The organism is Agrobacterium sp. MCAB5 (assembly GCF_052114365.1).
GTDB lineage: Bacteria > Pseudomonadota > Alphaproteobacteria > Rhizobiales > Rhizobiaceae > Agrobacterium > Agrobacterium tumefaciens.
In genome coordinates, this window is the sequence record NZ_JBFREP010000071.1 from 1 (window position 1) to 818 (window position 818).

Sequence of the window (818 nt, forward strand, 5' to 3'; positions counted from 1 at the left end):
TATGCGCATCTGATGACGACGACCAACGGATAGGGGAAACGAAATGCACATGCTGATGGTTATTGCGGGAGGCGTCGTTCAACTCGGCGTGTTCCTGCTGTTTGGAAAACTCTGGGGTGGTGATGCCACCGGCCTCGCAACGGCGGCGAAGCTCTTTATTCCGGCCTGGCTTGTTGTATCGATCACTAATCTCTGGGTTGGTGTCAGCTATGCGGGCTACTCGGTGCGGGACGAGTTGCCGATCCTCCTCGTCGTCTTCGCTGTTCCCACGATCCTGGCGGTCGTAGTGGTTTGGCAGATTTCACGCTCTTGAGGATAGATACACGCATGACGAACAGGTCTGGCAACAGCAATGCTCCGCAAATTCATCCGCTKCTGATCGCCGCGACGGCCATCACGCGCGGGTGASGTTCGARGAGCTGTTGTTTAACCCGTCGTCCTTACCGCCAGCCCCTCACCGCGCGAAGTTGACACTCCGCTCTGGTGGCTTCGCCAATGCAAAAAGTGCGAAACCAGCGCACGCAACTGCCGCAAACAGCGCCAGCCCGTGCACGGTCATTTCCATAGCAAGGCCGCTTAGAAGCGGCCCGGCGAACGCCCCGATACCCCAGGCTACGGACAGAAGTGCGTAGATGCTGATAAGCTCACCACCTTCGTAGCGATCGCCGAGTATCGCAATGGTCGTGGTATAGATTCCCACGAAGGCACCGCCCCAAACAAACAGCAATGGATATGCGAGCCAGGCATGCGCCAGGGCAAACGGCCAGATGATGGCCCCTGCAGCGGAAAACCCCGCAAGGCATACCAGGAGCTTATGC

At 58.0% G+C, this 818-nt stretch carries 1 protein-coding gene and 1 pseudogene; one reads left to right on the forward strand and one right to left on the reverse strand.

Going from position 1 to position 818, the window contains the following annotated elements; translation table 11 throughout:
• The first annotated feature begins 43 nt into the window (after positions 1–43).
• A complete protein-coding gene (locus tag AB4Z23_RS27355; RefSeq protein ID WP_441361169.1) occupies positions 44–313 on the forward strand; it encodes a hypothetical protein in 270 nt (89 codons plus the stop codon).
• Between the two features lie 141 nt (positions 314–454).
• Here the strand turns inward: AB4Z23_RS27355 and AB4Z23_RS27360 are convergent.
• Positions 455–818, reverse strand: a pseudogene (locus AB4Z23_RS27360) (MFS transporter); the annotation flags it as partial.